The organism is Bacteroides sp. An269 (assembly GCF_002159755.1).
Lineage (GTDB): Bacteria > Bacteroidota > Bacteroidia > Bacteroidales > Bacteroidaceae > Phocaeicola > Phocaeicola intestinalis.
This window is the reverse complement of sequence record NZ_NFJG01000006.1, coordinates 14,661-38,373: the sequence shown is the minus strand read 5'-3', so window position 1 is coordinate 38,373 and position 23,713 is coordinate 14,661. Positions and strand designations below refer to the sequence as shown.

26 protein-coding genes are annotated in these 23,713 nt (G+C 52.3%); 4 read left to right on the top strand and 22 right to left on the bottom strand.

Annotated elements, in window-relative coordinates; genetic code table 11:
* Positions 1-120: 120 nt before the first annotated feature.
* On the top strand, positions 121-954 hold the full coding sequence (locus B5F71_RS02755; protein ID WP_087207538.1) for a DNA/RNA non-specific endonuclease: 834 nt from the start codon (positions 121-123) through the stop codon (positions 952-954).
* A gap of 155 nt (positions 955-1,109) precedes the next feature.
* On the opposite strand, the gene B5F71_RS02750 is transcribed toward B5F71_RS02755, so the two are convergent.
* From B5F71_RS02750 to B5F71_RS02700, 12 genes are read right to left on the bottom strand one after another with little or no spacing between them, the layout of a single operon-like run.
* Positions 1,110-2,387 (bottom strand): PcfJ domain-containing protein, encoded by a 1,278-nt coding sequence (locus tag B5F71_RS02750; protein ID WP_087207537.1) that lies wholly within the window; start codon positions 2,385-2,387, stop codon positions 1,110-1,112.
* A gap of 2 nt (positions 2,388-2,389) precedes the next feature.
* Positions 2,390-2,815, bottom strand: coding sequence for a PcfK-like family protein (locus B5F71_RS02745; protein WP_087207535.1), 426 nt, complete (start codon positions 2,813-2,815; stop codon positions 2,390-2,392).
* 35 nt (positions 2,816-2,850) lie between these two features.
* Positions 2,851-3,156, bottom strand: a complete 306-nt coding sequence (locus B5F71_RS02740; RefSeq protein ID WP_087207595.1) for a hypothetical protein — start codon at positions 3,154-3,156, stop codon at positions 2,851-2,853.
* A gap of 20 nt (positions 3,157-3,176) precedes the next feature.
* On the bottom strand, positions 3,177-3,452 hold the full coding sequence (locus tag B5F71_RS20090; protein WP_158098025.1) for a hypothetical protein: 276 nt from the start codon (positions 3,450-3,452) through the stop codon (positions 3,177-3,179).
* Positions 3,453-3,503: 51 nt separating this feature from the next.
* The gene (locus B5F71_RS02735; RefSeq protein WP_087207533.1) at positions 3,504-4,046 is read right to left on the bottom strand and encodes a hypothetical protein; all 543 of its coding nucleotides are present in this window, start codon (positions 4,044-4,046) and stop codon (positions 3,504-3,506) included.
* Positions 4,043-4,588, bottom strand: a complete 546-nt coding sequence (locus B5F71_RS02730; protein WP_087207532.1) for a topoisomerase C-terminal repeat-containing protein — start codon at positions 4,586-4,588, stop codon at positions 4,043-4,045. The genes B5F71_RS02735 and B5F71_RS02730 overlap by 4 nt, the downstream gene beginning before the upstream one ends.
* A 39-nt stretch (positions 4,589-4,627) precedes the next feature.
* Positions 4,628-5,365 carry a hypothetical protein gene (locus tag B5F71_RS02725; protein WP_087207530.1) on the bottom strand — a complete coding sequence of 246 codons (738 nt, stop codon included), beginning with the start codon at positions 5,363-5,365 and terminating at the stop codon, positions 4,628-4,630.
* 17 nt (positions 5,366-5,382) lie between these two features.
* Positions 5,383-6,564, bottom strand: coding sequence for a DUF3991 and TOPRIM domain-containing protein (locus tag B5F71_RS02720; RefSeq protein WP_087207529.1), 1,182 nt, complete (start codon positions 6,562-6,564; stop codon positions 5,383-5,385).
* Between the two features lie 20 nt (positions 6,565-6,584).
* Positions 6,585-7,913 carry an ArdC-like ssDNA-binding domain-containing protein gene (locus tag B5F71_RS02715; RefSeq protein ID WP_087207527.1) on the bottom strand — a complete coding sequence of 443 codons (1,329 nt, stop codon included), beginning with the start codon at positions 7,911-7,913 and terminating at the stop codon, positions 6,585-6,587.
* Positions 7,897-8,127 carry a hypothetical protein gene (locus B5F71_RS02710; RefSeq protein WP_087207525.1) on the bottom strand — a complete coding sequence of 77 codons (231 nt, stop codon included), beginning with the start codon at positions 8,125-8,127 and terminating at the stop codon, positions 7,897-7,899. The genes B5F71_RS02715 and B5F71_RS02710 overlap by 17 nt, the downstream gene beginning before the upstream one ends.
* Positions 8,128-8,163: 36 nt before the next feature.
* On the bottom strand, positions 8,164-9,489 hold the full coding sequence (locus tag B5F71_RS02705) for a DNA mismatch repair protein MutS (RefSeq protein ID WP_087207524.1): 1,326 nt from the start codon (positions 9,487-9,489) through the stop codon (positions 8,164-8,166).
* Positions 9,490-9,501: 12 nt separating this feature from the next.
* Positions 9,502-10,278 (bottom strand): DUF4099 domain-containing protein, encoded by a 777-nt coding sequence (locus B5F71_RS02700; RefSeq protein ID WP_087207523.1) that lies wholly within the window; start codon positions 10,276-10,278, stop codon positions 9,502-9,504.
* An 89-nt stretch (positions 10,279-10,367) separates the two neighbouring features.
* Here B5F71_RS02700 and B5F71_RS02695 point away from each other — a divergent pair, with 89 nt between their 5' ends.
* From B5F71_RS02695 to B5F71_RS02685, 3 genes are all read left to right on the top strand, one after another.
* Entirely contained in the window at positions 10,368-10,961 is a 594-nt protein-coding gene (locus B5F71_RS02695) for a glucosaminidase domain-containing protein (RefSeq protein ID WP_087207521.1), read from the top strand.
* Positions 10,962-11,046: 85 nt separating this feature from the next.
* Positions 11,047-13,098, top strand: a complete 2,052-nt coding sequence (locus B5F71_RS02690; protein WP_087207520.1) for an AAA family ATPase — start codon at positions 11,047-11,049, stop codon at positions 13,096-13,098.
* A 37-nt stretch (positions 13,099-13,135) separates the two neighbouring features.
* Positions 13,136-14,386 carry a TonB-dependent receptor gene (locus B5F71_RS02685; protein ID WP_158098024.1) on the top strand — a complete coding sequence of 417 codons (1,251 nt, stop codon included), beginning with the start codon at positions 13,136-13,138 and terminating at the stop codon, positions 14,384-14,386.
* On the opposite strand, the gene B5F71_RS02680 is transcribed toward B5F71_RS02685, so the two are convergent.
* From B5F71_RS02680 to B5F71_RS02635, 10 genes are read right to left on the bottom strand one after another with little or no spacing between them, the layout of a single operon-like run.
* Positions 14,371-15,078, bottom strand: coding sequence for a TraX family protein (locus B5F71_RS02680; RefSeq protein ID WP_087207516.1), 708 nt, complete (start codon positions 15,076-15,078; stop codon positions 14,371-14,373). The two genes, B5F71_RS02685 and B5F71_RS02680, sit on opposite strands and share 16 nt — an antisense overlap.
* A 42-nt stretch (positions 15,079-15,120) precedes the next feature.
* On the bottom strand, positions 15,121-17,430 hold the full coding sequence (locus B5F71_RS02675; RefSeq protein WP_087207515.1) for a type IV secretory system conjugative DNA transfer family protein: 2,310 nt from the start codon (positions 17,428-17,430) through the stop codon (positions 15,121-15,123).
* Between the two features lie 48 nt (positions 17,431-17,478).
* Positions 17,479-17,940 carry a hypothetical protein gene (locus tag B5F71_RS02670; RefSeq protein WP_087207512.1) on the bottom strand — a complete coding sequence of 154 codons (462 nt, stop codon included), beginning with the start codon at positions 17,938-17,940 and terminating at the stop codon, positions 17,479-17,481.
* Positions 17,937-18,824, bottom strand: coding sequence for a conjugative transposon protein TraN (gene traN / locus B5F71_RS02665; RefSeq protein ID WP_087207510.1), 888 nt, complete (start codon positions 18,822-18,824; stop codon positions 17,937-17,939). Before traN ends, B5F71_RS02670 begins: the two co-directional genes overlap by 4 nt.
* A 30-nt stretch (positions 18,825-18,854) precedes the next feature.
* Positions 18,855-20,069, bottom strand: a complete 1,215-nt coding sequence (locus tag B5F71_RS02660; RefSeq protein WP_087207508.1) for a conjugative transposon protein TraM — start codon at positions 20,067-20,069, stop codon at positions 18,855-18,857.
* A complete protein-coding gene (locus B5F71_RS02655; RefSeq protein ID WP_087207507.1) occupies positions 20,062-20,556 on the bottom strand; it encodes a hypothetical protein in 495 nt (164 codons plus the stop codon). Before B5F71_RS02655 ends, B5F71_RS02660 begins: the two co-directional genes overlap by 8 nt.
* 13 nt (positions 20,557-20,569) lie before the next feature.
* On the bottom strand, positions 20,570-21,166 hold the full coding sequence (gene traK, locus B5F71_RS02650; RefSeq protein WP_087207505.1) for a conjugative transposon protein TraK: 597 nt from the start codon (positions 21,164-21,166) through the stop codon (positions 20,570-20,572).
* A gap of 18 nt (positions 21,167-21,184) precedes the next feature.
* The gene (locus B5F71_RS02645; RefSeq protein WP_087207503.1) at positions 21,185-22,303 is read right to left on the bottom strand and encodes a hypothetical protein; all 1,119 of its coding nucleotides are present in this window, start codon (positions 22,301-22,303) and stop codon (positions 21,185-21,187) included.
* A gap of 36 nt (positions 22,304-22,339) precedes the next feature.
* Positions 22,340-23,017 carry a DUF5045 domain-containing protein gene (locus tag B5F71_RS02640; RefSeq protein WP_087207501.1) on the bottom strand — a complete coding sequence of 226 codons (678 nt, stop codon included), beginning with the start codon at positions 23,015-23,017 and terminating at the stop codon, positions 22,340-22,342.
* Positions 23,007-23,672: a hypothetical protein gene (locus B5F71_RS02635; protein ID WP_087207592.1), complete on the bottom strand. Its 666-nt coding sequence runs from the start codon at positions 23,670-23,672 to the stop codon at positions 23,007-23,009. Before B5F71_RS02635 ends, B5F71_RS02640 begins: the two co-directional genes overlap by 11 nt.
* Positions 23,673-23,713 lie beyond the last annotated feature (41 nt).

Below are 23,713 nucleotides of genomic sequence, written 5' to 3'. Positions count from 1 at the left end.
CTTTATGGCCTTACTGTTTACATATTCTATTATATGTATCTATCATTTGTTCGTAAAAGTCAAGTCTCAAAGATGGTACAAATACAATAAAAAAATAACTTTAGAATATACAAAACACTTATGGTAATCAATAAATTCAAATCAGTACTGTTGCTCTCAGTTATTGTTATAGCAACATTTGGAAGGACGGGAATTACTGGCTCCGGACTTTTGCATAAGGACGATAATGTATCGGTGAAGTCTACAGAAACAGAAGGTTTGGAGATTCCCAAAATCGTTTCAAAAAATGTACCCTCCATGTTATTGAAGCGTTATAGCTACACTGCTTCATACAACAATACAACACGAACTCCAAATTGGGTTGGTTGGGTGTTGACTAGTGAGCATACTGATGGCGATTATGTAAGGAAAGGACACACTTTTGTTGAGGATTTAGATGTGCCTTTACCCAGAGCTATACCCAATGATATTAAAGAGAGCGTATGTGGCTATCAACGTGGGCATATTTGTCCAGCAGGAGATAACAAATGGTCTTTTAAAGCTCAAAAGGATGCCTTTCTAATGACAAACATCTGTCCCCAGAATGGCAATTTGAATCAATATGATTGGAGACATTTGGAGGAACAATGCCGAGAATGGGCTATCAAGTACGGAAAGATCTATATTGTGGCTGGCCCTATCTTTTACACAAAAATATATAAGACTGTAGGAGAACATAAGGTGGCCGTTCCAGATGCATTCTTCAAGGTCATATTGACCATATCAAACAATTCGAGTAAAGAAATTAAGACTATAGGATTCATCTACCAAAATATAGCGCAAAGACATAAAATGGAATATTATGCTTGTTCTGTAGATGAAGTTGAGAAGGTAACCGGATTTGATTTTTTCTATCAGCTTCCCGATTCCATCGAAAATGTTATTGAAGCTAGTAGTAATTTTAATGAATGGTGAACAAATGAAAGACTGATTGTTCAATTTGCTAAATAAAATCGTATAGCTATTTCCTATAGAATAGTAATTCCGAGCAACACAATCCTTGTCTCAAGAAATGCATTACCCCGACCCACACCTCACGGCGCAGGTCGGGGTCTGAACATTTCAAGGAATTATGCCGGTGTCCTCGCCTCCAGGAAGCGGTAGGCGTTGGCGTTTACAAGTCCTACAATCCGGTCGTGGTATTCCGTGTTGGAGTTGCACAACCCACGGCTCTGCACCACCTTGCCTTGGCTCAACGAGAACTCCACGGTTTCGATGCGGTTGCCTTGGCGGTCATGTGCCGATAGGATAACGCTGTCCGCCTTGGCGTAATATTCGCATTGGAACACGCAATGGTGAAGGCTGCTTCCCTCGGCCTGAAAAGCCTCGATAGAGTCAAGCACGGATATTTCAATGTCATTGTCGCTGATGACAATCCCGAAGAAGCATGACTTTTCCCTGTAGAAGTCCGTCTCTTTCGCCTTGGCTCTCAACATCTGCTCCCTGTCTCTACGCTTCTCCTCCGCCTTGTTCCTTTTGTCCAGCCAATGGTCATGGGCGGCTTTGAGGTCTATAGGGCAGACATACTTAGCATTATGGATGTCCTTTTCGCATTGCTCCAACAAGCGGACGGTATCGCACCACAGGCCGTAGTCGGACGGACGGTAATGATGTCGTGCGGCCACCTTGTACGACTGCCAGCACGTGTCCAAATCCAGCGGACGGCTCACAAAGTAAGCCACGGCCTGCAAGTCCTTGGACTTCATCATCGTCTCTATCCGGCTGTCCGTCAGCAACGCCTTCATCAGCCTTGCCGGATGGCAATCATCGGGAAGCCTGCCTCTCATGCCGTTGCGCCTCAGTTCGGGAAGCACCTTGTAACGGGGGTAAACGTAGGTGTCGGAAATCACCCAATGCACCTCGGACAAAAGTTTCAAGTCAATATCTGTACACCAATTAAAGCTGTCCACATACCAGCCCAAAGTCCTCGCCCTTGATGTCACCGCAATTCTGCCCTCGGCATTGAGCCACAGGCGGCACACCTCCATGCAGGACGTTTTCAACATCATTCCTTTCCGGCATACGGCTCTCAGCAGGAACACACGCTGAACTTGCAAGCCGTCCACCACTTCAAGGGAAGAGAAATAGGCGGACTGCACTTCCTTGCGCTTCAACGTGTCCCTTACCTGCAAGCGGTGTCCGCAATGAGGGCAACATACCGTCTTGCCTTTCCCTTTATGGTCAAACTTCGCTCCGCAGTCACCGCACGTGCAGTTATGGCCGGACGTGCGGAATGCGATATGTACAATAACATTACTTACAGCCCATTCAACAGCTTTGGGGCTGAGGGCGGTCAGCTTCCCGTTGGAAGCCGCCACCGCCTTTTCAAATCTGTTCCTCGGTTTCATGCTCAAAAGTTGTCAAAGAGTGATAATGTCGGTTGGCTCTCCGGTTGCGGCTTGTGGGCTTTCGGCCTCGCATTGCGTGCCTGTATCTTGCGCAGCTCCTCGTCCTGATAGCGTTTGAGCGCGAGTGCCCTCTGTTCCGACTTTTCCTCCTCCGTCAGTTCAATATGATGGTTAACCACCACACTGCACTGCAACGGCTTGCCTATTTCAAGGTCAGGCTCGTCTATGGCGTGTACCGCCATTGAATATATCTCGCTGTCCGAGAAACCACAACAGCCGGAGTTTTTCACTTCGTGTAGGATAAAAGTCACCACATCGTCAATGGTGCGTGCCGTGGTTTCATACTTGGCACGGAAAAGCTCATCTTCCTTTGCCCTCTGGTCAAGATAACTCTTGATAATCTCCTTGAAATGTTCTGTTCCTTTCATATGTCCTTGTTTTTACGTTGATAAAATCCATACGGTTAAATCGGCAGTCCTGCCAGCAGTTCCAAAAATGGTATGGTGTTGATGTCCCTGTCGAAGCGCACCTGCCAGTCCGGCCTTGCCAGTAAGGACGGCATGAACTTCTTTACGACAAACCGCTCATTGTCGTTTGAATAACAATCTATTATAGCGAAGTTTGCTCCGTCCTTGCGGATGTGGGCGAAAAACGGCGGCATACCGCAGAAGCACTTGCGGACGCTTTCCCTGTCCCACAACAAGGTAAGCTCATAAATACAGCCCTTGTAGCTGACACTTTCCTCTCTGTCAATGAGTTTTATTGCCATAACGTCTGAATTTTGAAGTTCTAATCTTTTTCCCTTTTGTTTGAAGCCTTGCGGCTTCCGCTCCGGGATTTTACGGTACGGCATGACGGAAGGCGCAAGGGGCAAAAGGCGGACGTGACCAGTGGAAAGAGGCCGGAATACCCGATTTGGCACAAATCGCGGAAGGCTGCCGGACGCTTTCCACGCAGGCAAGAGGAGCGTCGTTCGCCGCCGCCACGGCCTTCCGTTGCTTTGTAGCGGAAAATCTGCCGGAGCGGAACGCCCATAGGTTCAAGAACAGGAAATCCCGATGCCATAACCGATGACACCGAGATTTCAATATATCCAGGAATAAAATTCTTAGCCTTCTACGGCAAGGGTATCTCAAACGACTTCACCACGCATTGCGCCTCCTTGTCCAGAATGAACCAGTATTCAGAATGATAGCCCTGTCCGTCCGCGTCCACGCCCTCGAAGTCAACCTTGACCTTCCAGCCGCTGAACGGTTGCGGACTCCCGTCAAGCGGGCCGCCGAAGTCCATCAGCCGCCTCAGGCCCGACATGGCTGACATCTGCCGCTCCATCAGGGCGGCCGTCTCCTTGTCGTCCGGGTCGAAGTCCTCCAGCCCGTCCGTCGCTTCCATCACCTTCCTGTTGATTTCCACCATGGCCATGGAAAGGGCCATCTTCTCCTCCTGCGTGATGTAGGTATGCCCGAACACGGAATCCGGCTTGCTGACAGCCAATATCCGTATGGATTCGGGATTGTCCACCGATGCCCTCAATGCCTTTTCGGCCATGTCCGCCGCACGGTCATTCAGATTGTCCGAACAGCAGACAAGACAAAACACGCCGCTCCAGAACAGCACGATGGAGGCGAGTATTATCCCAATCTTCATCCCCGGTCTCATATCTTCACGATTTGAAGTTTGTCCGGCGACACGCCGAGCCGTTTGCGGTAGATGCTGCCGTCCTCACGGTACATCTCCAGTTCCGAAGAAGTGATGCCCTTCTCGCAGATTTCCTTGGCTTCCTCCAGGGTGAGCAGGTGCCCACCGATGTTGCGCCAGATGGCGAAGGAGCAGGGCGCATTCTGATTGGCATAGTTGGAGCAGTTGAACGCCCGGCTTCCCACACGGATTTCTCCTCCGCAGTGCGGACACCTGCCGATGACCGGCTGCATCAGGATGTTGCCGTCATCGGCAAGCTCCAGCACGGTCGGGAACGTCTTGCCCTCCTTGCTGGCGAAGCCGTCCAGCAGGATGCGGCGTTTCTCCAACAGTACCGCCACCTCCGCGTCCGCCATCTTGCGGTTGCCGATGATGGCGTTGATGTTCAGTACGCAAGAGGGGCTGTCGCCGATGTTATGCTCACAGCGGTACCCTTTGCAGGTCTTGACCACGTTGCCGCCGCACAAGGGGCAGCGGCCGATGATTTTCTTTTCTGTTTCCATTGCTGTATGATTATGGTACACTATTTTGATGATAAAATCCTAATTGAATCCACGCTTCCAGTCGGCCACGATGCCTCCGATAATGTTCTTGCCGGACATCACATTGGCCCATCCTTCCGGGTCGAGCGAGAACCAGAGGTCGTTCCACGAGAGCGTGCGCACCTGCCAGGCCAGGATGAACAGGTCGGTGTTGATGGTTTCAAGCTTGGTCACCACCTCGTTGGCGATGTAATAGCGTTCTGAAGAGTCCAGCAGGTTGACCTTGTGCTTCTCGTTCTTCCCGTCAGCCCCTGTCACATCGTAACTGCCCGAAGTCACGAGCTGTTTCATGAACGGATAGAGCGCAGCCATCTGCGTGGCCGCGTCCGTCAGCTCGTCCGACACGATGGCCGCTATCGCCGTGCCCTTGAGGTTGCTTCCCACCGATTTGAGCAGCAGGTTGCAGTTCTGCGGTATCTCGGTCGTCACCAGTTCCCCTGCACGTTTGATCTGGTAAAGGTTCTGCACCGCACCCTGCGCATTGGAGAGGTATTCCAGCATCTTGTCCTCCACGCTGTGCACCCGGTCGAGGGCGACCGTCACGGCGGCTTCGGCGGCGATTATCTTCTCCTGCGTCTTTCTGCGCTTGTTGTGCAGGCTCTTCAGTTCCAGCGTCTGTGCCGTCACCGCGCCTGTCAGAGCCGGGTCTATCTGTTGGGCGAACGCCGGAACGGTATGGCCTCCGGCCAACCACAGGGCCAACGCCCCGGCGGCCATTTTCAGTCTGATTGCTTTCATATATGTTCCATGTTACGTTACATTTTGAGATTACCTTTTCTCCGCTCCGCCAGATTCCGGTCGCGTTCCTCCTTGCGTGGGACGAGAACCGGAGCCACCGGCTTGTTCAAGAGGCAGTCGTTCCAGTCCTTGAACGCCTTGGGCGGTAGCCATTGTCCGGTGCGATAATGGACGGGCAGATGTGCGGCAAGCTGTGAGGGCAACGCCTTTCCCGGATTGACGGTAAAATTCTTGCCTCCGGCTTCTACTTGCAGGTAGCCCTCCGTTTTGCTGATTTTCATCGGGATGCCCTCCAGCAAGCCAATCATGCGAAGACCGTAGATGCGCCCGGCAATGTCGTTGTCAAAACAGTCGAAAGCCTTGGCGTTAGGAAAACGATTCATCACACCGGTTATCTGGTTGTCGGAGAATGTCCCTCCGAGGGAGACCAATGCCACATCCGGGTGCAACTGGTTTCTGTTCATCTGGTGGAAAGCCATCGCATCGAAGGCGGACTCACAAAAGAATACGCACCTGACCGCTTCCGGATTACCGCCGGAAAAGTCGGCCACCCATGCCGCCGAAGAGGAATCCGTGCCTGCAGCCTTTGACTTGTAGCCGCCGTAACCGCGTACTTCATATCCTTTCACCTGATTATCCGTGTCGGTATAGGGAAAGCCGATGTTGTAGCCATCAAAATTCCCGTTCCGTCTGTCCCGTATGAGAAAAACGAATGGGGCAAATTGTCTGACCGTTTCATCGGATAGTCCGCGTTGGTGGAAGATCCGAGGAATGCGCTCCATGTCTATTTGCTTCACTTCATATCGTGAAATATCAAAAGCTGATGCAGCCCTGACAGACTTCACATATTCCCGGTCATCGTTGTATTCCGGTTCAGGCATGTTGGCGAAGCGTGCCATGACCTTGGCCACCTTCTGCCAATCGTCCTTGCCGGTGACGAGGAAAGCATCCATATTCTCGCGGATAAGCGTAAGCACATCCCCCTTGGAGCCGTCCCGGCGGAAGAACGTCTGGGAAGCCCTGTCGTTAGGATGGCTGACAATGAGAGTGTCACGCTTCTCCCGTCCGTCACCCAATACCAGCTCGATGTAACGTCCCACGCCGGCCTTGCGGTCAAGGCGGTAGCCGAGGGCGTAGGCCACATCGGTCACGCCGACACGCGCTTTGAGTTCCTTGAAGTTTACCTTGTAGTCCGGCATACGGTATTACTTTGTTTGGATTAGATACTCATCTTGGCGCTTACGGCCTGCGTCCTGCCCATCATGGCAATCTCCGGTCCGAAGGTCTTGCGTGCCGTCATGTTCAAGAAGGCCGCCTTGTCCTTGTAGTCCGTAAGCTGGAAGTAAGTCCTTGCCGTGCCTTTCGACACCTTCTTCAGACCCAGCTCCACGCCGTCATACGAGGCACGGATGGCATAGTCGCCGCCGCGTGTCTTGACGATGGCCGCGTTCCTGAAAGGCACTTCCTCGCCGGGGGCAAGCGGGGCGAGCGGGTCGTTCTTGGCCAGGTAGGGCTGCTCGTTCAGGGCCAGCCGCTGCCTGTCCACATGGTCGAGTATCATGTCCGAAGCCCTGTTCACGTCCGCCATGACCGAGACGATGAACTTCGGTTCCTGCTTCAACACGCCGATCCACGAGTCCAGATAGGCGGCGGAGTTGTCCGTCACCTTGGAGTCAAAGCCCATCGAATGGCTTATCATCGCAGCCGTCAGTTCGGCGACAAGCTCCTCCTTGGCGTACTTGGGGTCTCCGAACCTGCCCATGCCGTCGCGGTTGAGCCGCTGCGGTGTCATGGTGGAGTGGGCCATCTCATGCAGCATGGTGGAATAGAACTCCATGCCGCCACGGTAGATTTCATCGGGCGTGTTTCCGATGTTGAACTGCGCCTTCATGGGCAGCACCACGATGTCCTGTCTCGGCGAGTAATACGCCCCGTCCACACGCTTGTCCGCCTGTATCGGGCAGACCCAGCCCTGCGTTTCGACCATCCTGTCAAGCGCGGCGTGGGCGTACATGCCTTCCGTGTCGCGGAGTTCGGGCAGTCTGAACCTGTCCATGAGCTTCCGCATCCGTTCGGGCTGCACCTCGGCCAGGTTGGTCTGCGCCACGTTGTACACGGGAAACGCCTTGACGAACGGGATGACCTCCATGCCTTCTCTTTCTTCTTTGTTCATGGCGCGGTATTCCTCCGAGCTGACCTTCCTGCCGTCCTTGTCCTTCACGAGCATGTCCCAATAGATGACGGGAAAGGCTTTCTCGCCTTTGAGCACGTGGGCTTTCAGGTTGTGCGCCTGCTTGAAGGTGAGGAACACGGGCAGGTCGTAGCCGTTGGCCGCCGTATGGAGCTGCAGGAAGAAGGAGTTGGAGCCGGAGTAGTTGCGTCCGCCCACGTTCTGGGGCAGGCCCGCATATCCCGAAGCTCCGCCTATCCAGCCTTTCTTCCAGTCGGACGCCTTCATCTGTTCCATGCGCCCGATCATCATCTCGGCGAAGCGGTCTATGGCCGCCTGGCCGGAACCGGCGGATGCCGGGTTAGTTCCAGATGCCATAGTCCTCGTCGTCGATTAGCTGGCGTTCCATCTGTAGGATGTCCGTCTGTTCCACATAAAACTCGGCGGACTCGTCCGACGGGTCCGTGCCGTGCGCACGGCACCACTCCAGATAGTCCTGTTCGTTCTCGCCCTCCAGCACGAAGCGGAGATAGCCTATCTTGCCTTCCTGGAGGAGTTCAACCAGCTCCTCATGACTCATTGTTGCTGACATATTGTATCTTTCTTAAATGGTTATGGTTTGACATTTTTACATTTTCATGGAGTTTGATTTCTCCAGCCTGGTGGTCTGGGCCGACAACAGCCCGTTGATTTCCGGGGTGAGGTACTTGGCTGCAATCTGCTCGCGTGTGGCGGTACGGGTCTTGAAAAGCGAATAGCCGTCGTCAAAGGAGATTTCATGCCGGGCGGTCTTGCCCTTGTCGCCCATGTCCACGTACACTTTCCACTTGTTGTCGGTGTGGTCTTTCGCCACACGGACGCCCTTGGGGTCAACGCCTTCGGGAAGCCGGTACTTCTCGTAGGCGGACTTCAGGTGCAGCCGCTCGCCGAAGTTCTTCTCGATGAGCTGGTTCGGGGTCATCACCCGGTCGAAGTAGGCGTTCAAGTCCTGGCGCGAGGCCACGGCGGACATCCTTGCGCCGTCCACCTGGGCATAGAACTTGTACCGTCCGAAGTCGGGACGCTGCTCGTCCTTCTCCTTGTAGACATTGAACTTCTCGATGGCTACCGCACCTTCCGCGCCCTCCATCTGCCGGGGGAACCTGTAGGTGTCCTCCGGCACTTTCGGCATCAGCTTCGTCGGGTAGTAGCGTTCCATCAGTTGCGGCACGGTCAGCTCCTTCTTCTGGTAGGCGGCGAGGTCGGCGGCATCCATCTTCTGCGGCTTGAGCTGCTGACCGTCAATTTTTGCGGTGAAATACCAGTCCTCCGGGTTGTCCTTGCCTTGGTAGGCATGGCCGTGGGTCACCTTGCCGCCGTCGGCCGTCACCATCTGCGGCTCGCGCGGCTTGCGTTCCTTCTTCGCCTCGGCCTGCTGTTCCACATTGGCGTCCGCCTTCGCTTCAGCTTTCGGTTTCGTACCGGTCTTTTGTTCCGTATTTTTCTGACGGGCAGGTTTCTCCTTCACTTCATTGGAGTCAGTTTGGACAGGCTTGTCCTGCACGGCCTGGTCTTTCTTTTTCTTTGCCATATCAGTATTGTTGGGTATGATTTCTTCTTTTATCTTTAACTTTTCTCCGGCTTCTTGTATGGGCCGCTCATCCTTTTTCAGCTTGGGAGTTTCGAGTTGGTCACAGATGGCCACCCTCTGCCCGGAGCGTATCAGTTTAGGAAGATATACATCCAAGGCGTGATAGGGAAACAAGGTGTATTTGACGGGGTCTTTCTCACCGGGAAAGACCCTGCTGGTCAGCGTGATGGCCAGTACGGCGGCGGCCTTGACCGCATCCTCCCTGTACATCTCGTAGAAATCCCCCTTCCGGAAGAGGAGCATCGCGTCGGGATGCTTCTGTTTCAGCGTGTCGAACTGCCGCAACATGTCTGCGGCGTTTTCCTGTTCTTGCTTCTTTGCCATAAGCGGACGGATTTAGCGTTTGAGACTTTGGCTGACATTCTCTTTGGGAGAGTGCAGCTTCATGGCACGTTCCTGCGACTGCCTGTCCACGACCTTCCGGTATTCCCAACGGTTGCTGTCGGTCTGTACCAGTCCGAGGTATTCAGGGTGCAGCTCGTCGTAGCGCAGCTTCTGCTGGCGTTCCCATTCCTTCAGGTCGCCCTTGATGATCCTGAAGCCCTGCGGCTCCCTCAGGTCAACGCCGACCGACACCTTCTCGCCGCCGACATTGAGTTCCACGGGCTTGCCGTCGCGCACCTGCTGCTTCTGCTGCGTGCCCAGCTCGATGTCGTTCACCTTCTCCATGTCCTTCAGCTTCTGTTCCAGCCGAATTTCGGTCACACGGCGGTGGAGGACAGATTTAGTCTCAGGGTCAAGCTGGAGGTACTGCCGGGTCTTTTCGCCGTCCACATCCACGGCCTTCTGTATGACTTCGCCTTTTTTGAGGCGTTCCGCTTCCTGTTCAGTCAGGCCAAGAGCCTTGTTGCGTTCCGTTTCAAGAATTGCCCTGACGGGATAGGCCATCAGGGCCGGGTTGCCCAGCCGGTCTGACACCAGCTGGAGTTTGAGCGGCAGCGTGACGGCGTTGCCGTTCTGTGCGCGGATGGAGACCTGCATGAGGGGCGTGACCTCGCCGGAGAGCAGCTTTTCCTTCACCTCTTGCGGAAGAAGGTCTGCCTTCTCCTTGTCGATACCCAGCATCGCCAGCTTCCCGTAGGGCAGCGTTTCGGATAAATTTCTGTTGTCCATTTCGTTATACTTGTTTTTACGGGTTAATTTTGCGGCCGGAACCGCTTGAACACCCTGCAAAAGTATTTTCACCCAAACGAGAAAAAGAAATGCACAACACTATTCTGTCGTTCCTGATGCTGTTGCTGATGCCCCTTAGCGCATCGGCACAGTTCTATACCATCACCAAAGAGTCGGAGTTAATACCCGGCTCCGGAAACAGAATGATGAAAACGACTGGAAAAGAGAATGATACAATCAACAATGATGCGCAAAGTGTCAGAAATGACACCCTGCATATTCATGTGGCGACAAAAGAAAAGAAGAAGGGAATAGGCCAAAAAGGTGACAAAAGGACATCCCCAAAATCCATGCCTCCCGAATTGACTATCCCCAACCTCTATGCGGAAATCATGCGCAACGGCATACGACATCCGAAAATCGTATTGGCGCAGGCTATCCTTGAAACCGGATGGTTCACCTCCCCGGTATGCAGGAACAAGCATAACCTGTTCGGCCTGACCAATCCACGGACAGGAAAATATTTCGAGTTCGGGCACTGGACGGAAAGTGTCATGGCTTACTATACAAAGGTGCAGTACAAGTACAAGGGTGGCAACTACCTGCTCTGGCTGAGGAAAATCGGATATGCCGAAGACCCGAACTATACTCATTCTATCATTTCTATTTTGCGAATGCTATAACTTTGAATTCAAAAATAATTAGAAAATTATTATCTTTGCAATAGCATAAAGTAAAAGCTTATATGTCAATAAAATAGCACTATAAATGGAATTGAATGAAATTGATGCTTCAAGTATTAAGAATATTTGTGGTAACATAATGGCAGAATCAGATTTCTGGTATCAAAAGGCCATTGAGGCATGGACGCAATGGAAAGATATGTCTATAACAGACAATGAACTCCAAAATTTGCTCTCCATAAAATATGATGATTTTTGCAATTCGAATGATCAGAGGATTGCGGAGATTCGAAAAAATCTGTTTACCGCTGTGGCTTATTTTGATGCTAAATCAAAAGACAAGGATACATATAACTGCTATCCTGACAAACGAACTGTTGCCAGAACAGGCATTCGCCAGGACGATTGGGTTACGCGGTTGCTAAAATACAAACTTAACAATGCAGACATGACTCCAGGAATCAAAAACTTGGTGGACTATTTGGATAATCCTCGCGACAATTTTCCAATTATAAGTGAACCGCACAAAAGAAAAATTTATAATTATTTCATCGGCGAAAATGTAGTTCCCTATAGCGACAAGCAATTTAATTTGGCTATGCGCAATAAATTTCAAGGAGTAATAAAGTGCGTGAACCCCGACAACTATACTGCGGCAGTGACAAAGCTAATTTATTATTTGCGCTCCAAATGGGATGAAAAGCCCGTTGAAATCATTAAAGGCTTGTTCGTCCATGAAAGAGGTGACAATTGGAAACAAGAATTTCAAAAAGAAATAGGTAATGGAAAAGGATGTCTTTGGTGGCATACCTTACCAGTAAGCTATAGGAAAGAAATAATGGAACAACTGTCAAGCATTATTGATGATGGAGGCAGCTTTGATTTCTATTATGTCAAAGACAATAAAGCTAAATACAAGGCAAGAGTCATTGATTTTGCCACCGCCGAGAACTATGCCGAGAAGTATAACGAATGGAAGGCAGATAACCCCATTTGGATAGAGGAGGATTTGTCGGATTACAATGATGGCGACCACTCTGCAGCCATAGTGTTTTTTGTTGACAAATTTTGCGAACTGAAAGAACAAATTAGCCTTGACAATTTTGTAAGATATAAAAATATGAAATACAGCAATCGCACAGGAATTGCTGCGTTTACCCGAATAATAAACGAAGATATTAAAAACATGCAAGACGAATATAAGAAAGAGATAAAGGAAACGGTTAACCTGCTTCTCACTGAAAAGAATCTTATCCTGCAAGGTGCTCCAGGCACGGGAAAGACATATAACACGGCTGTAATCGCCGTAGGCTTGATTGATGCTTTGCCTGATGGTGAAGGGTTTGATTTGCCAATGAATGTATCTGACCACAGGCAAATAATGGAACGCTATAATGAGCTTCTCTCAAACAAGCAGATAGCATTTTCAACCTTCCACCAGTCAATGGATTACGAGGATTTTATAGAAGGATTGCGCCCAAAAGTCCTGAATGAACAGGTTATCTATGAAATACATGACGGCATATTCAAAAGGATTTGTAATGTGGCTGAAAGAAATCCCAAAAAGAATTTTGTCTTAATCATAGACGAGATCAACCGTGGCAATGTATCAAAGATATTTGGCGAACTGATAAGTCTGATAGAGAAAGACAAACGCAAGAGTGATGACAGCATCCACGGCCTGACAGCCATCTTGACATATTCCGGCGAGTCTTTTGGCGTTCCGGCAAATCTGTATATCCTGGGCACGATGAACACTACTGACAGAAGCACGGGCACGCTCGACTATGCCTTGCGTCGCCGTTTTGTGTTCAAGACAATGAAGGCCGATGAATATGTGGTGAAAGCCCAAGACAGGGAAATAGCAGACGTGGCCTCAAATCTCTTCACACAGGTAAAAGAGTTTATTGTGAAATATAACAGCGGCGACATGGAAATGGACGATTTGATGATAGGTCATAGTTATTTCCTTGCATCCAATATAGGACAATTGCGAAACAGCCTTGAATATAAAATCAAACCTCTCGTAAAGGAATATGTAAACGATGGGATATTGCGTTTGCCGAGGGGAAAAACCTTGAACGACACTTTCGCATCTTGGTCGAACTTGTTAGAAAATGGTGAAGATGCAGGCTAAAACTATAATAGAGCACGAATGCGTCAAATTCCCAGACATGGAATTTCCCCAATACGACGAAAAGCTGAAAGATGGATTTTGTCTTAATCCGTCGGCGGCACAATTCGACCGCAGGTATTTTCTCCAATTTAATCCGCTGGATAACACGCCTGGCTATGCAGCATCATACGTGGTTGGTGCCCAATGGGTTGAGACGGAGGCCTGTGGAAAATTACCAATTGCCGTGTTGCCGAAAATCCCGAATGTTGATTATCTTGAAATGTTCATGCAATGTTTCAATAATCCAGATGAATACGAATCATTCCATAAGATTTATGACATAGACTTTGAATCAGAAACTATGGAGTGTGAAACACTTGAAAGCATTTTATCACCTTTGCTAATAGTGCAATATGTTAATATTGTGCAGCAGCTTTTGCACAAAGGTTTGAGGAAAAGCTATGTGCCTAAATCGGAAAATCTTTACAAAGTTAGGGGGCGTATTGCCATGAGCGTAAATCTTAAAATCAATACTTTGAAAGGCAGACAGCACAAAATTTTCTGCAAATACCAAGAATATACGAATGATACAATAGAAAACCGCATAATCAAAAGGGCGTTAAATGTATCAAAAGACATTGTTGGCAGACTGCGCAGTTCATCAGTGGCCAAGCTTGACACAATAATCAATGCTTGCCTCTCCAAGATGTCTGATGTTTCTGACTGTGTGAGCCTTAGCGAACTGAAACAAGTTAAATACAACGTCATATATCGGGATTACAAGGAAGTAGTGAACATGGCTAAATACATCCTAAAACGGTATGACTACAATATGAGCGAAGAAAAGGGTCGTACAAATGCAAACATACCACCATTTTGGATTGATATGCCATTGCTGTTTGAACATTACATTGGTGGGATACTGGCCATATCATACCCTGATGACATAATTTACCAAGCAAAAGGTAAAACAGGTTATCCAGACTTTCTCAGCAAGACTACACAGGCGATACTTGATACGAAATATATGCCACAACTCGATGAAAAAGACCCTGAGACAGACATCATACGCCAATTGTCCGGATATAGTAGGGATTGTGAAATTTTGGATTTACTCGGTGCTGATTATAAGACAATCATTCCATGTGCTTTCATTTACCCCGATGCAAAATCAACAGAAAATGGTAATACAGTGTTTTCGCACCCTTTGACGGAATTATTGTCTCCTGGTTCGGTATATGCTGTTAATAAGCTCACTGATTTTTACCGTATAGGTGTAGGGCTTCCAAAAACTTATACAATTGAGTAGCTTATGATTACTAATATTAACAACATATGAATTGGGTAAAAGACATAGAAGGCATATTTTGCTAAGTTGCCCTTTACAAAGCCCCTTGTCCCGTCATAAAGTGAAATTACGGAGCAAGCCAGCAATGTTCCGATGATGCCATAATGCGCCATGAGCGGAAAGGTGAAAACGAGTTGCAACAGCCTTGTGTTTTGGTTGTATCTTTTGTTCCCGAACAGGTGGAACATGAGTATCACGACAATGCCACGCCACCCATAGTCCAAGCCTGAAACCTCCGCCGACAAAGCGGCAAGCAGGACTGAGGCGATGGCCAACGCCCTGCGTTCCCTCATCCATTCGAAAGCAGCCATCGCCGCCACGCCTAAGGATAGCGTGAACATCACGTTGTGCGTGCCGTCAGCTCCTCCAAGCAACTGCCACGGCACTTCGCTGACCACGGCGAAGCCAAGCAGCGTGAGGAAGTATCGCACCCTGTCGCGCGTGTGGGCATACCCCTCAGCCACCAAAAGGGCGAAAACCGGGAAGGCAACGCGCCCGAAACAACGCATCGCCCAGTAAACAAGTGTCCCGCTTTCAAGGAAATAGTAAGCGCAATGGTCGACCACCATCGACAGGACGGCAAGTACCTTCAACGCACTACCACTCAGCCAAAGCAGTTGGTGGATTAAAACCTTTTTCTGACAAACCAGCATATTGTTTTGCTTTCCAAAAATTACTGAAATGACACTGACTGTTTAACCCATCCCAAGTAATTCCTTGACCATGTCCTCGACCTCTTGGTTCACCCGTTTGAAGTTGCGGTTGAGCATTATCTCCTTTTCCCTGTCATTCTTGAACTCGTAGATTTTCGGAAGCGGCACGTAATGTTCCTCCTCCCGCTTTATCTTCTTCATGTCGAAATGCGTCTTGCAGAAATACTTGGTGGTCTTGAACTCCTCCGACTGTTCGATGTCGAACTTGTCCAGCATCCTCTCGTCCGTGGCGGTGAAGTCGCGCGCCGCCTGTCCTGCCAGCCATCCCGTGGCCATGTCCGCTATCTTGGCAGCCGGCACGAGGTAGTCCATCTTCTCGGATATGGTGGTGGAAACCTTCTGGTCGTTGATGGATATGGAGCGCGAGGTCTGCTTGGCCTTGCCGAACACGTCGTTCTGCGCCCATTCCAGCGTCTCCTTGTTGCGCGCCGCCCCCATGAAGATGTTGCCGCAGGTGGTGATGATTTTCTGCATCCCCACCTTTCCGTAGTCGGCCTCCAGTTGCGGAAGCTCTTGAAACCCTAATGTCACGGCCACCTTGTTGGAGCGCGCCGTGCCGATAAGGCGGTCTATCTTGTGGAAGTAGAGCGTGGGCAGCTCGTCCACGATGATGCTCACTGGGATGTTCCCCTTGGAGTTCACACGGGTTATCAGGCGGTTCAGCACCAATGCGTTGAGCGAGCCGATGACCTGCTCCTTCTCCGGGTCGTTGGCGATGACAAGGTAGCTGGGATGCTCCCTGTCGGAAATCTTCAGGTCGAAGTCGTCCCCGGTGAACACCCAATAGGCTTCAGGCGACACGAGTCTTGCCGCATTGACGCGCAACGTGCCCACCATGCCTTCCAGTTGGTCGTTGGCCTTGTTCTCGTAAGCACTCTTAAACGGCGCCATAAGCGAGGCTATCTTGTCATCCTGCATCAGGATATTGAACACCTGGTCGTATGGCCTGCCGAGAAACGAGAGGACATGCGGCATGTCGGAGTATTCCCCCGTGACGGTGTCCGGCTCCACCTCGTTGCCGTCCCTGTCCTCATACCAGCAGCGGTTGATGCGTACCAGCTTTCCCGTGCGGTCTTTATAGCTGTAACCGTTCAAATCCACGAACATCCTGTCCTCGTCCGTGGAGACATCGTTGCCCTTCTCGTCCACGAAGTCCAGCACTACATTGCCGTCCTTGTCTATGGCGTTGAAGTCGTCCCAATTCTTTATCACGATTTCCAGCTTCTTTCCCTCGTGTAGGATGAAGCGTCTGAGCTTCCTGCCGTCCTTGAAGCCCACGGGGTGGAAGTTCACGAAGAAGTAGATGATGGCCGCGAGGAAGTTCTCCGCCGAGTTGGTGAAGAACGCCTCCGAGCCGCCCTTTTTCTCTCCGCCTCCCTTGTTGAGCGAGGCCAGCAGGGTGGCCGCCGTCTCCGAGGCCGCCGCAAGGTCGGGGATGTACTTCCGCTGGATGGGGTTGATGCGGTCGGAATACTCCACGTCGGTAAAGTTGATGGTACGGAAGCCGCAGTTCACGGGCAACCTCCCGGCCTTCCTGTTCTTGCAGAACTGGTAGAAGAGCGTCTTGGCCAGCGTGGGGTACTTGAAGTCATATACCATCATGGCGAAGCCCTTGGCGGCGTGCTGCCGGATGAACGGGTCGATGACGCCGAACGACTTTCCCGAACCGGGCGTACCCAACACAATCGTCCCCCGGAACGGGTTGATGATGTTTATCCATCCCCTATGCATCCTCCGCTTCCAGTAGTATATCATGGGGATGTTCACCGAATAGTCGTTGGCGACCAACGTCTCCGACTGCTGGAACGACTCGTTCTCGAAGTTGAAGCGGTCTTCGCCCACCTTGTTGTTGTAATACTTGGCGATGCCGTCTAGCCCCTGGTGCACTAGCATGGTACCTACTACCGAACAGAGTGCGTACAGGATGCGGTTGGCCGGGAAGCCGAACCAGCTGACGCCGAAGTACATCCCATGGAACACGAAGCACAGCCCGACAAGGGTAAGCCCGGCCAGCACGGGATAGACCACCATCGTGCGCACGTTGAACTTCAACGCCTTCTTCGCCTTTGTCCCGATGCAGACGATGCAGATGCACACCAGCTCCACCACCTTGCAGCCCGACACCGAGTTGAACACCTTGAAGCGCGCCAGCAGGTCGAGAATGAACTGCGTGACGCGGTTGTCCGCCGTGACGGGCAGGTTCATCACAATCTCTATAATTAGGAAGATGTAAATGCAGCTGCGGAAGTAGTTGTACATCTGCTGTTGTTCCCGTGTTTCCTCAAACGCCATAAAACTGAAATTAAGAGTTAAGAATTAAGAGTTGGCTTCGTATAGAAATTAGAACGGTACTTTAATTCCCAAAAGCAATCCGTTACGGAACGTGTCCCCGTGCAAGAAATTCACGTTGTTCTTCTGTATCAGGGCGAACTCCCAGCCGTTCTGGAACACATAGCTGTATTCAAACCCTCCCTCCAATCCGATGAAGAACCGTTTTTGCACCGCGCCGAACTGCGGGCCGAAGCGGAAACGGAGCATCCCGTTCTTGTAGCGCACCAGCCGGTGCTTGTAGACGATGCCGCCGTCCCAATAGTAGCCTTTCCAGAAATCCTTTTCCTGCCAGTGGTTGCCGGCCTCTCCGTACAGTTCCACGGCATTCCCGTAAGACAGCGGATGCTCGTAACCTACGGTCGCGTTCAAGGTGGAGGGGAACAGGAAGCCGGCGTTTACCGCCAGCTTGCCCTGTGCGGACGCGCCAATGGCAACTACCGCACAGCATAAGATAATCAGGAGCTTCTTCATTGCTTGTCGGAATAAGAGATGTAATAATAAGGATAATAGGCGGCATCCTTCAGGATGTCGGCATCGAAGCCGTCCGCATGGAGGATGTCCTCGTACTCGATGGTCAGCACGATGACCCGTCCGCTGATCTGGTTCTCGGATATTTCAATGCGCAACACCTTCTCGTCGGGGAAGGTCAGCTTGGGCAGCACCATCACGTTGCGGTAGTCCTTCCTGAACTTCCTCGTGGAGTTGAGCGTAAACACGGGCGACAGCTCGATGGTCTGCGAGTTGGTCGCCTTGGTCTCCTTCTTGTCCGTGAGCTTCACGCGGATTTCCTCGATGTCGTAGGGAATCTTCGTTTTGTTGCGCAGCGAAAAGTCGATGAAGAAGTAATCCCCGACGGCGTAGATGTTGTTGACCGTGGCCTTCATCCCGTGCGCCCTCGTCACGATCTGGTTGTACTTGCGCCTGCTGCCGTACACCGCCCACGCATAGCGTGCCATCTCGGACATGGGCATGGTGACTTCAGGGTTGATGTAGGACTGCGTGTGGGTGTACGGCACCTCGAAGATGGCGGCCGCCTGTCCCGGCACTTCGGTATAGAGGACATCGTACTGTGCGATGTGCCTTTCCCCGATGAGCGTAATGGTGCCCAGCAGCTCGTTCTCTGTGTAGCCGCCGGACCGTATGGAATCGCCCTCATCGTGGTACGGCTTGATGCGGACGATGTTGTCCGTGCATTGGTTGCCTGCAATCTTCGGGGTGGAGATGTCCACCAGCTTGATGGGTTCGGGCATGACGATGTGCGTGGTCACGTCCCGGTTGACATAAATTTTCTCGTTGGCGTAGGCGGCCATGCCCACGGCACAGAGCAAAGTCAGTAAGATGGTTCTTGCTTTCATATAAATGCGTATTTGTCTTTCAAATTATGTTCACCTTGCATCGTCCGAGTTGATGAGATAGACGATGGTGTTGTACTTGATTCTCGCCTTGTTCTTCCGGATGTTGGAAGACAGGGCGGAAGTAGCGGAGTTGTACATGTTCTGCAGGGCCTGCAAGGCAACGGCCTCGCCGGATATGCCGGAACCGTAGCCGCCGTCGGACTCGATGTTGATGTCCTGCTGCACCACGTTGGAGCTAGCGTCCTTCACGAAATCGCGGAACGAGGATTCGGGCACGTAGAAGCCCTCCATGCCGTCGTTGTCGAATACGGACAGCTTGACCTTGATGAACTTGTCCCCGGCAAGTATGCTGGTGATGGTAGCCTTCACGCGCTGGCTGGAGAATCCCGTCACCGTGCCGTAGAGGTAAGTGCCTTTCCTCAACTTTGTGCCGCTCACCGTCACATCGTCAAGCAGCTTGAAGCGCAGGCGCGTGCCTTCCTTGGCCTTGGTTGTCTGGTCAATCATGGCGCGTATCAGCCTGGCTTCCGCCGCACCGTCGGGAGCGGCCACCGTATGGAACTTGTCCGCATTGGTGTCGGCAGACTTGATGACAAGGTTCGGGCGGTTTCGTTCCGCCTCTTCCTTGCGGACTTTCGCCAATGAGTCGGCACGTTGCCTTTTGGCCGCCTCTTCCGCTTCCGGGTCGCCGAACCCAAGGCCGCGCCCGATGGCCTTCTGCCTCTCGTAGCTGCGGCGTTGGATTTCCTCCAGGTCACGGGCGAAGTCGTCCTGCGAAGTGTAGCCCATGCCACTGCTTCCATCAGACATACGGTCCGAAGGTGTATTATTACCGTAGGCGTATGAATTGATGTGCCGCCTGGACTCCGCCAGCGAGCGTTCCAGTTCCTCCATTTCCTGCTGCTGCCGGATTCGCTCCGCTTCCGCTGCGTCCAGCTCGTCCAGTTCCTCCTCGCTGTAGCCGTGTCCCGGCTCCTCTTTCTCCTCCTTTTCCTCGCCAATGCCTCCCACGGCGGTAAAGGCGTCCTCGTCGCCGAAGCGGCGCGACATCTCGTACATTTTGTCCCCGGCTTCCTCGGCGTGTGCTTCGGGCAGTTCCGTGTTGATGCGGTCGGTGGCCACGGCCTGTTCCGGCTCTCCGCCGCCCCCAAAAGTCTGCATCACGAAATACACCAGGGCGCACAGCGGTATGAAGATGACCGCCGGGAAGATGTACTTGGGTTGTTTGAAATTGACTTTAATCATGTTCTCCGTTGTTATTGATGAATTTTACAATGTTCTCCAGCCGCTTGTACTGCCTGACAATCCGCAGGGAGTCACCGTGCGTTTTCCGAGGCATGGCTATCAGGGAGTCAAGTTCCCGTCGGATGGCCCGTCCGCTGTCCGCCAGCTCCTGTATCGTGGCACGGTGCAGGCCTTTGTTCGACTGTATGGTGCGGAAGCCTTGGAACAGGGGTTCCATGCTGGCAATGGCGCCGATGCCGTGTGCGTTGTCCGTCCCGTCCGGCTTGCTATTGTTCATGACAAGGGAGCATACCAGCAAGAGCGACAATGTTCCCGTAACACAGGCAAAAGTCCTTTTCGGATGCTTCCGGGCCCAGATGTTCGCCAGACGGATGCGACCGGCCAACCGGAGTCTTTCCCCGGCCTTTCCCAGTTTGGGTTGCAGCCATGCGCGGATTTGCAGGTGCGTCCTTAGCCTGCTTTCCCGAAGTTTCTTTCTGATTCTCATATCCAAATCGCATTTAGTAGTCCAAATCCTTGTTTTCAAGCGTCCTCCAGTTGGTAATCAGCAGCCCGTGGGGATTGTTCCGCGTCCTTGGCACGGACTCAACATATCCGGTCGTGACCAAAGAACGCTTCAGGTCACGGGTGCGCCGCTTGATGAGCTGCGTACCGTAGTAGGTGAACTTCCGTTCCTGTTCGTCGAAGTCGATGGAGTCGCACATGACGGTGCAGACCGCCGACGAGGAGATGATGTCGGAGTAAAAGCCGTTCTCGTCCATCGCCTGCTTCTGTTTCAACGCCGTGCCGTCCGCCATGTACATGGCCTTGCCGAGTGTCCACTTGATGTAGTCGTTGTCGGGCGGCAGGTTGAAGAAATACTGATGGAAGAGCTGGATGTGCGCCTTGGCCTCCATCGTGAAGTTGGCCTCCAGCTGCGCGCGCTCGGCGAGGAACGGGATGTTGCCATCCAATATGTATATCTGGTCCCTTTCCTTGTTCACCAAGGAAATGCAGCACCATACGGTGAAACCGCAGATGACGGCGCAACCGCCTATGGTGGCCAGCACCGTTATCATGGCGAGCCTTGTTTTCTGTGCCAGTGATTCTATGAGCATATTCTTGAAATATTAGGTTTATCTTCCTGATTTGGGCTTGACCATGGAAATCGCGCCCCCGGCCACCGAACCGGCCGCGCCTCCTGCCATGGAAGCGATGCCCGTAGCCGTGGAGCCTGCCGCCGTGGCCGCGCCCGAACTTACGCCGCCGGGGATGAGCCACGAGGCCACTTCCGGGACGAAACGTATAATGTACGCGCCGACCAGCATTCCCATGGCGTACATGCAGTTGGAGCCGATGCCCTGCAGCCCCAACGCGCCTATCTGCGACCATGAGTTGACCGAACCGTGAAGCAGGTGCTCGTAGGCCACCAAATCCTGTTGCAGGTTGTAAAGCAGGATGAAGTCAACGTAGTACAGGCACATGTAGGTCACGAAGCCCCACAGCGAGAGGGAAAGGAACTTGGACATCCACTGGCTCCACGCCGAGTTCCACGGCGGGGCGAGGGACAGGGCGAACATGATGGGGCAGAATATCATCATGATGGCCATGAAGATGCGCTGCGCCACGAGGATGCCGTAGTAGGACATCTGGAAAATCAGCTCTCCCACGAAGCGGATGACATCGTTTATCCATTCGCTGACCTTGGTCTCCGTGGCCACCACCGCCCGTTGGGCGTAGTTGTTGATGGTGTTGCCAAGGTTCTCCACGTTGTAGATGAGTTTGTCCCACCATGCGGCGTCCTGTCCGATGGCGGCCACCTGCTGCGCGGTCGCGATGGAATCCTGTACGGTGCGCAGCCGGTCCAGGTACTCGCTTTGTTTTTGAGCCACCTTCAGCTCGAAGGCGGCCACCTCCTTGTTCTTGGCCTGCGCCATCGCCTTGCTCGCGCTTTCAAGTCCCTTGCCGGGCACCTGCAGGGCGTCACATATCCACGAGGAGGAAGAGATGCAGATGGAGATGCCGACGATGCGGAGGAGCTTCATTACGTCCATGCCGCGCCGTCCGAGCATCATCATCCAGCACTCGTAGGAACCCACGCAGAGGGCGAGCAGCAGCCCGATGATACGGGCCAGTCCCACCGCGTCGCCCAGCACGGCCACGTTGGGGAACGTTTCCATGGCGACAAGGAGCTTGTCCAGGCTCTCGTCGATGGCCGGAAGGCCTATGGTCAATAAAACAGCAGACAGTTGCATAATCGTATTCTTATCTTCATGTAATACATTTTAATTCTAATAATGTGTGGCGGCCACGGCGCAGAGGTTGGCGGTCTGTTTCACGAGTGCCTCCATCTTTCCTTTGGCTTCTTCGTAGGCTTGCTGCCGCTTGGCGTTCTCCAGTCCGTAGCCCACGCCCGTCTTGCGGATATAGGCAATACCTGCGCAAAGGATTTCATTCTGCCTGCCCAGTTCGTCCACCTGCGGCTTCAACTTTCCGCCGCTTTTCGTCATGCAATAGAGCAGGCCGTCGGTGATGCAGTCCTGCATCCGGTTGAACTCGTCCTTGTAGGCCGGATAGACCAGGTCAACGGCGCGGTCGGCCTCCCGGACAAGCTCCTCCTTGTACAGCTCTTCCACATATTTGCGTTCTTCCTCCACCTTCTCCAGCTTCTGCCGCTGGGTCTCCTCGGATATGACCCGTGTGGGCATGATGCGTTTGATGTTCGACTTGGATTCCTTGAAGCGGACACGGAAGCCGGACTTGAAGCCCGCCCATTTCCAATACATTTCCGCGCCGGAGTAACCCTTGTGCAGGAAATAATAGTACCAGTCGGGCGCGAAGTCCCACGGCCCGTTCTCCATGGACTGCCACTGTTTCTTCTTCTCGTTGTCACGGACGGGCACTTGTGCTTCCGCCACAACCGGGGCGAAGACTACACACAGCAATAATATGGCCTCTTTAACTTTCATATCCTTTGTTCCATTTGTCTATTATCGTTTTCGCTATCTCGTCCTTGACCTCGGAGTTCAGTATCTCCCAGATGTAATCCGGCTTCCATCCGCAGTCGGTAATGAGGTAGCAGTACAGGTTCGCGTTGTCGATGATGTACCTCGCCCTGTCGATGGTGGTTTTCAGCCTCATCACCAGGTTCAGCTTCTCGTCCATGGAAGCCTTCATCAGGTTGATGCCGGAAGCGGCCACCGACGCATAAAGCTTGTAGCAGTGCTTCACTTCCCTCGATATGGCCAGGTTGGCGTCGGCATAGTACCACGCCACGAAGGGCTTCTTGCTGACATGGCCGAACGTGTTGGAGGTGAAGTCCTTGTATTCCTTCACCAACCGGTACAGCGCGTTGGCCGTGGAAGAGATGGCGCCTGCCAGCACTAAGTAGGAATGGGCATTGTCCAGCTTGGTGTTCAGGGTGGTGCGCACGTCGTTGAACTTGCCGGCCCCCTTGGTGAGGAGCGACTGCTCGCCGAAGCTGGCGGCCACACGCTGCATGGCCTTGTCCTCGTCCTTCTTGACGGCCTTGTGCAAGGCAATCAGGGCCTCGATGGTAGGGAGGTCTTTGGGGATGACTCCGGCCGATACCCTGACGGGAAGCGACAGGACGGCGATTGCCATAAAGGCGGCAACAAAAAACGCCCTGTAATTTCCTATACCTT

Excerpts from the sequence above, each read along its gene's own strand:
- B5F71_RS02755 (WP_087207538.1), top strand. The coding sequence starts at position 121 with ATGGTAATCAATAAATTCAAATCAGTACTGTTGCTCTCAGTTATTGTT.
- B5F71_RS02750 (WP_087207537.1), bottom strand. The coding sequence starts at position 2,387 with ATGAAACCGAGGAACAGATTTGAAAAGGCGGTGGCGGCTTCCAACGGG.
- B5F71_RS02745 (WP_087207535.1), bottom strand. The coding sequence starts at position 2,815 with ATGAAAGGAACAGAACATTTCAAGGAGATTATCAAGAGTTATCTTGAC.
- B5F71_RS02740 (WP_087207595.1), bottom strand. The coding sequence starts at position 3,156 with ATGGCAATAAAACTCATTGACAGAGAGGAAAGTGTCAGCTACAAGGGC.
- B5F71_RS20090 (WP_158098025.1), bottom strand. The coding sequence starts at position 3,452 with ATGGCATCGGGATTTCCTGTTCTTGAACCTATGGGCGTTCCGCTCCGG.
- B5F71_RS02735 (WP_087207533.1), bottom strand. The coding sequence starts at position 4,046 with ATGAGACCGGGGATGAAGATTGGGATAATACTCGCCTCCATCGTGCTG.
- B5F71_RS02730 (WP_087207532.1), bottom strand. The coding sequence starts at position 4,588 with ATGGAAACAGAAAAGAAAATCATCGGCCGCTGCCCCTTGTGCGGCGGC.
- B5F71_RS02725 (WP_087207530.1), bottom strand. The coding sequence starts at position 5,365 with ATGAAAGCAATCAGACTGAAAATGGCCGCCGGGGCGTTGGCCCTGTGG.
- B5F71_RS02720 (WP_087207529.1), bottom strand. The coding sequence starts at position 6,564 with ATGCCGGACTACAAGGTAAACTTCAAGGAACTCAAAGCGCGTGTCGGC.
- B5F71_RS02715 (WP_087207527.1), bottom strand. The coding sequence starts at position 7,913 with ATGGCATCTGGAACTAACCCGGCATCCGCCGGTTCCGGCCAGGCGGCC.
- B5F71_RS02710 (WP_087207525.1), bottom strand. The coding sequence starts at position 8,127 with ATGTCAGCAACAATGAGTCATGAGGAGCTGGTTGAACTCCTCCAGGAA.
- B5F71_RS02705 (WP_087207524.1), bottom strand. The coding sequence starts at position 9,489 with ATGGCAAAGAAGCAAGAACAGGAAAACGCCGCAGACATGTTGCGGCAG.
- B5F71_RS02700 (WP_087207523.1), bottom strand. The coding sequence starts at position 10,278 with ATGGACAACAGAAATTTATCCGAAACGCTGCCCTACGGGAAGCTGGCG.
- B5F71_RS02695 (WP_087207521.1), top strand. The coding sequence starts at position 10,368 with ATGCACAACACTATTCTGTCGTTCCTGATGCTGTTGCTGATGCCCCTT.
- B5F71_RS02690 (WP_087207520.1), top strand. The coding sequence starts at position 11,047 with ATGGAATTGAATGAAATTGATGCTTCAAGTATTAAGAATATTTGTGGT.
- B5F71_RS02685 (WP_158098024.1), top strand. The coding sequence starts at position 13,136 with ATGGAATTTCCCCAATACGACGAAAAGCTGAAAGATGGATTTTGTCTT.
- B5F71_RS02680 (WP_087207516.1), bottom strand. The coding sequence starts at position 15,078 with ATGCTGGTTTGTCAGAAAAAGGTTTTAATCCACCAACTGCTTTGGCTG.
- B5F71_RS02675 (WP_087207515.1), bottom strand. The coding sequence starts at position 17,430 with ATGGCGTTTGAGGAAACACGGGAACAACAGCAGATGTACAACTACTTC.
- B5F71_RS02670 (WP_087207512.1), bottom strand. The coding sequence starts at position 17,940 with ATGAAGAAGCTCCTGATTATCTTATGCTGTGCGGTAGTTGCCATTGGC.
- traN (WP_087207510.1), bottom strand. The coding sequence starts at position 18,824 with ATGAAAGCAAGAACCATCTTACTGACTTTGCTCTGTGCCGTGGGCATG.
- B5F71_RS02660 (WP_087207508.1), bottom strand. The coding sequence starts at position 20,069 with ATGATTAAAGTCAATTTCAAACAACCCAAGTACATCTTCCCGGCGGTC.
- B5F71_RS02655 (WP_087207507.1), bottom strand. The coding sequence starts at position 20,556 with ATGAGAATCAGAAAGAAACTTCGGGAAAGCAGGCTAAGGACGCACCTG.
- traK (WP_087207505.1), bottom strand. The coding sequence starts at position 21,166 with ATGCTCATAGAATCACTGGCACAGAAAACAAGGCTCGCCATGATAACG.
- B5F71_RS02645 (WP_087207503.1), bottom strand. The coding sequence starts at position 22,303 with ATGCAACTGTCTGCTGTTTTATTGACCATAGGCCTTCCGGCCATCGAC.
- B5F71_RS02640 (WP_087207501.1), bottom strand. The coding sequence starts at position 23,017 with ATGAAAGTTAAAGAGGCCATATTATTGCTGTGTGTAGTCTTCGCCCCG.
- B5F71_RS02635 (WP_087207592.1), bottom strand. The coding sequence starts at position 23,672 with ATGGCAATCGCCGTCCTGTCGCTTCCCGTCAGGGTATCGGCCGGAGTC.